Source organism: bacterium (assembly GCA_040755795.1).
Taxonomy (GTDB): Bacteria; UBA9089; CG2-30-40-21; order CG2-30-40-21; family SBAY01; genus JBFLXS01.
The window spans coordinates 1-5,086 of the sequence record JBFLXS010000299.1; the positions used below are offsets into that span (position 1 = coordinate 1).

At 36.8% G+C, this 5,086-nt stretch carries 4 protein-coding genes; 3 read left to right on the forward strand and 1 reads right to left on the reverse strand.

Translation table 11 applies throughout. The features are described from left to right. The 3 genes from AB1414_15250 to AB1414_15260 form a co-directional block, all read left to right on the forward strand. A partial coding sequence (locus AB1414_15250; protein MEW6608777.1) for a T9SS type A sorting domain-containing protein occupies positions 1–359 on the forward strand: 359 nt, incomplete at its 5' end. A 393-nt stretch (positions 360–752) separates the two neighbouring features. Next, the gene (locus AB1414_15255) at positions 753–2,252 is read left to right on the forward strand and encodes an oligosaccharide flippase family protein (GenBank protein MEW6608778.1); all 1,500 of its coding nucleotides are present in this window, start codon (positions 753–755) and stop codon (positions 2,250–2,252) included. Positions 2,253–2,278: 26 nt separating this feature from the next. Next, positions 2,279–3,328 (forward strand): GNAT family N-acetyltransferase, encoded by a 1,050-nt coding sequence (locus tag AB1414_15260; GenBank protein ID MEW6608779.1) that lies wholly within the window; start codon positions 2,279–2,281, stop codon positions 3,326–3,328. A gap of 681 nt (positions 3,329–4,009) precedes the next feature. Here the strand turns inward: AB1414_15260 and waaF are convergent. Then, positions 4,010–5,086 (reverse strand): lipopolysaccharide heptosyltransferase II (waaF, locus tag AB1414_15265; protein MEW6608780.1); only part of this gene is annotated, 1,077 nt, incomplete at its 5' end.

The window sequence follows — 5,086 nt, forward strand, 5'->3', positions numbered from 1 at the left end:
GGGCACAGGTCTTAGTTGGAAGTAATTTTATCTATGGGGACATACCGCATTTTGGGACATTTATCTTGATTGGGGAAGGGATACCTGCGGGTTTTGATGGGGTTGTGGTCTATCCGAATCCGTTCAAGCCCAGCCGCGGGGATGAAAATATCGTTTTTGAAGGGTTACCAGAGGATACCCAAATTCGCATCTACGACATCTCAGGCAGTTTAGTCAAAGAAGAAGAACACAAACGCGCCACCTGGATTTGGGATGTTCGGGATAATTATGGGAAGAAGATAGATAGTGGGATATACATCTATGTGCTTACCACTGGCGATGGGAAGAAGAAGACAGGCAAGATTGCGATTATCAGGTAAGGAAATGTAGTGAGGGTCTTTAGACCCGTTTCATGGAAAGCTTGCATTTACAGCGGTTATTAACTGGAAGTTTACATAGGATAATACCCATAAAATAAGGCATGAGAATAATCGTTCCGTTAGGAACATAATATCGGTCTTTCAAAAGGACAACACCAGACCATAAAATCTTTAATGAGAATAATCGTTCCGTTAGGAACATAATATCGGTAGGAATAGATAGACAAATCAATCAGTTCCGTAGGAACGATATATTGGTAGAAATTCTGATACGGGGCTTTGCCCCAGACCTCATTGGGGGAACGCGTTCCCCCAAACCCCCAATCCTGAATCCATTATAAAAAAATAAACCCTTGACTTTCTTATCGTTATATGTTATATTAATCAAAGCAAATGGCAAAATTTTCTCTTTCAGATAAAGTCGCAATAGTTGTCTTATCCAATGTTATTAGTGGAGTATCTGGATTAGTTCTGAGTATGATACTTGTCAGAATATTATCTATGTCTGACTACGGCACTTATAAACAGATAATGCTTATTTCGACAATAGTTACAGTTATTTTCTCATTAGGTATTCCACGAAGTATCGCTTATTTTATTCCGAGAGTAAAAATTGAACGAGCAGGATTTGTCATTCAATCAATTATCATTTTATCACTGTTGGGATTGACTTCTTCTTGTATCCTCTGGTGTCTTTCTAAAAATATCGGAGATTATTTTAATAACCCTGATTTATCAAAATTACTAAAGATACTGAGCATATATCTATTTTTTACTTTCCCGGCGGCGTATTTTAACTATTTATTACTTGCGGTAGATAGACAAAAATTATCTGCTGGTTTATCGATAGTAAATACTATCATTGCATTTATAGTTATCATTCCTTTATTTTTAGGTTATGGATTAGCCGGGCTAATTGGCTGGATGGTAGTATTTGGCAGTATCTCCTGCGGTTTAATGCTTTTCTACACCGTATATTTAATGAAGGGATGGGAATTTAATTGGAATCGTCAATTACTCCGTTCCCAATTGAAATATACTCTCCCACGAGGTTTTGCTGATATTGTGGGCGGATTAGGGGTAATGGTCGATAAGATTGTAATTTCTATATTCTTCTCGGTTCAAGAATATGCTATCTACGCGGTTGGGACATCGAAGATAGGATTGCTCGAGATGCTATTTTCGCCGGTAGGAAATGTCTTAATGCCAAAATTTAGTGAACTGCATCACCAATATCAGAATGAAGAATTGATTCAACTCTGGCATAAATATATAAGCAAAATAGCCTTAATTATACTGCCGATAGGTGTATTTTTATTTACAATGGGTGAGAAAATTATAACTTTGCTGTTCACAAAAAATTATATTGAAAGCACCAATATCTTGAGAATTTATTTATGTACAGTACCGGCAAGAATGCTTCTTTATGGTGAGGTTCTTGAGGGGATAGGTCAAACTAAATTTATCTTTACCGGTGCCGTCCTATTTTTTATTTTAAATATTATCCTTAACCTTTTGTTCGTCCAGATTATGGGTTTTATAGGTCCGGCAATCGGTATCTTGTTATCTGTATATCTCACGATATTCTTTTTTCTTTTTATCATAAAACACTCATTAAAAATTCCTTTTGTCGGTATTCTTCCCTGGAGAAATCTTATTAATATCTTTATAGTTGCTTCAGGTTGTAGTTTCTTAATTTATCCTATTACCTTTTTTAACTATCCAGATTTATTCACTCTTTTAATGGCGGGATTGGTGTTTATATCGGTTTATATTATTTTGATATTTAAGGTAGGTATAATTACTTCTGATGATATTGAATTTATAAAGAGATGGTTAAATCTTAAGGATATAGTCGTGTCAAAGGACGAAAGAAACCAAATAAAAAGGTAATCGTGTATAAAATTTAGGCAATAAAAATGGAAAAACTATGGTCTGTAAGAAAATACACAAAGGAAGATAAAGAATTGCTTTTTAAATTATATGAGGAAGTATGGGGCAAAGAGATTGCCCAAGTGTGTAGAAAAAGATGGGACTGGAAATTTGAGGATAATCCCAATAACCCCAAAGAAGGTCCTTTTATTCGGATATTAGAATATAAAGGCCAATTAGCCGGATTTATCTGTGGCATATCTAGCAAAGTGTTAATTAACACAAAAACCTACCAGGCATATTGGTTAGTTGACCATATGACCCATCCTAAATATCGTGGCAGAGGGCATTTGTTAATCAAAAAGGCTTATGAGGAAAATCCTTTAAATATTGGTTTCCCAACGGAACCCGCTTATTTACTTTGGAAAAGAATAGCTGGTTTCGATGTCCATATATCTTTTAATCCATTAATGAAAAAATCTGTTAATCTGGAAAACACAGTGACTAAATTTGTTAAAAACAAATTAATAGCTAAATTCATTACGCTCCCTTTAAATCTTCTTTTTGACCTTATCTTTAAACCCAAAAAATCCCCACTGATAACTCTTACTCAAATCTCCTCCTTTAACTCCCGAATAGACGACTTCTGGAATCGTATCTCTAAAAACTTTAATGCCATCTCTATCCGTGATATGAAGTATTTAAATTGGCGGTTTGTTAGATGTCCGGATGTCCAATATACTATCTTTTTAGCCGAAAGAAAAAAGGAGATATCAGGGTATATTGTCTTACGAGTCTATCAAAATACAGGTTACATAGTTGATTTTTTAGCCGAGAAAGAGGGATTTGAGAGTCTTATCTGGCAGGCAACAAAATATTTTAAAGAACAAAAGGTAAATTCTATCTGTTGTTTAGAGCCTAAAGATGCCTTCTATTTGAAGCCCCTTAAAAAATGTGGCTTTTTTGTGAGAAATGATTCTACGGTGTATAGATTTATTGGACGGTCTATAATTCCCGATGTGCCGATGGAGTTTTTGAGAGAACCAAAAAATTGGTTTCTTACCCTCGGTGATTCTGACCTGGATATGATTATATAGCATGAAAATAAAGAGATTGGGGTTTCAGGATTCGGGAATAAAAGAATCCCCGAACCCCGATTTTCAGGGGAAAGGAAGTTTCACGCCAGGCACGCAAAGAACGCAAAGGGAAATGAGGGGAAAAAAGAGGGTGGAAGAAACATTTCCTCTCTACTCTCTACTTTCTACTTCCTATTTTCAGGGGAAACGGTCATGAGTCTGCGACTCACAAAGGGCAATGAAAATGGGAGAAGGACAACCCCCTAACCCCCTTTATTAAGGGGGAATATGTGTTCTAAACCAGAGGATACGAGTCTGTGGATACTATACTAATTCACTAATTCGCTATTTTCAGGGGAAAGGAAGTTTCACGCCAGGCACGCAAAGAACGCAAAGGGAAATAAGGGGAAAATTTACCTTTGCGTCCTTTGCGTGAAAAAACTATTTTCAGGGGAAATAAGTAGTAAGCGGATTTAGCGGATTGAGCAGATAAAAAAACAGAAAAAAAGTCCGATTAATCCGCTCAATCCGATTACTAAAAAATCCGTGCTCATCCGTCTAATCCGTGTCATCCGTGTTCTATTCTTACGGCTATTTTCAGGAGAACGCTCATGAACCTATGGGTTCACAACAGGAGAATGAAAATAGGGGAAAAAACAGGGTGGAGGAAAGATTTTCTCTCTACTCTCTACTCTCTACTTTCTACTTCCTATTTTCAGAGGAAACAAGTTTTTGGCAAGCCGAGATGACTTCTTGCGGTGATATTTCATTCATACAGGCAAAGTGTTTTTTCGGGCATTGACGGGGACCATGCAAACTACAAGGTCGGCAGGCAAGTCCTGAACGCTCCACCACGACAAAATTCTCACCATAAGGTCCAAAACCAATATCCAGGGTTGTTGGACCAAATATCGCCACCGTCGGTATCTTAAAAGCCATCGCAATATGCATTGGCGCAGTATCATTCGTAACGAATAGATGACATTTTGAAATTAAGGCAGATAATTCTTTAAGATTTGTTTTACCAGCGGCAATAATTGGTGTAATTTTCATCTGTTTGCTTATTTTTTCAGCTATTTCTGCATCAGCCTTACTTCCAAAAATAATAATTTTCGCCTTGTAGTTTTTGCTTAATTCATCACCAACCCGGGCATAACCTGAAGTCAACCATTGTTTAGTTTGCCAGATAGACCCCGGGGCAAACCCGATTAAAAAGTCATCTCCAACATTGTTTTCCTCAAGGAATCTTCTGGCAAAATCCTTTTCTTTCTCCGATAAAAAAATACTTAAATTTTGCTCAATTGCCTTAATTCCCAATCCTGCGGAGGCTAACTCTAAATTCCGCTCTACTTCATGCTTATTTCTTAAATATGGGACTTTTCTCGTCAACAAAAAAAAGCCAGCACTTGTGTTAAATCCAATTCTTTCAGGTATTTTAGCTAAATAAGCCAACAAACTGCTTCGCAGTGAACGATGTGGAATGACCGCAATATCGAAATTTTCCTTTTTAATCTTTTTTACCATTTCCAGGAATTTAAAAAAGCCCCTATCTTGTCCCTTTTTATCATAGACAATTATCTGATTAAGATAAGGATTTCCATCTAAAATCTCTTTCCCTTGAGGTGTAGTTATAATAGATAATTCTTTGTTTCCTGCTTTCTGCTCCGTGTTTCGTGCTTTGTGCTCCATACTTCCTGCCGTGGCAATGGTCTGCAAAAGTGGTGTCCCTAAAATCACATCTCCAATAAATGCTGTTTGAATAATCAAGATTTTCATTTT

What these genes read in the sequence shown, in the direction of transcription:
- AB1414_15255 (MEW6608778.1), top strand. Translation starts at nt 753, where the DNA reads ATGGCAAAATTTTCTCTTTCAGATAAAGTCGCAATAGTTGTCTTATCC.
- AB1414_15260 (MEW6608779.1), top strand. Translation starts at nt 2,279, where the DNA reads ATGGAAAAACTATGGTCTGTAAGAAAATACACAAAGGAAGATAAAGAA.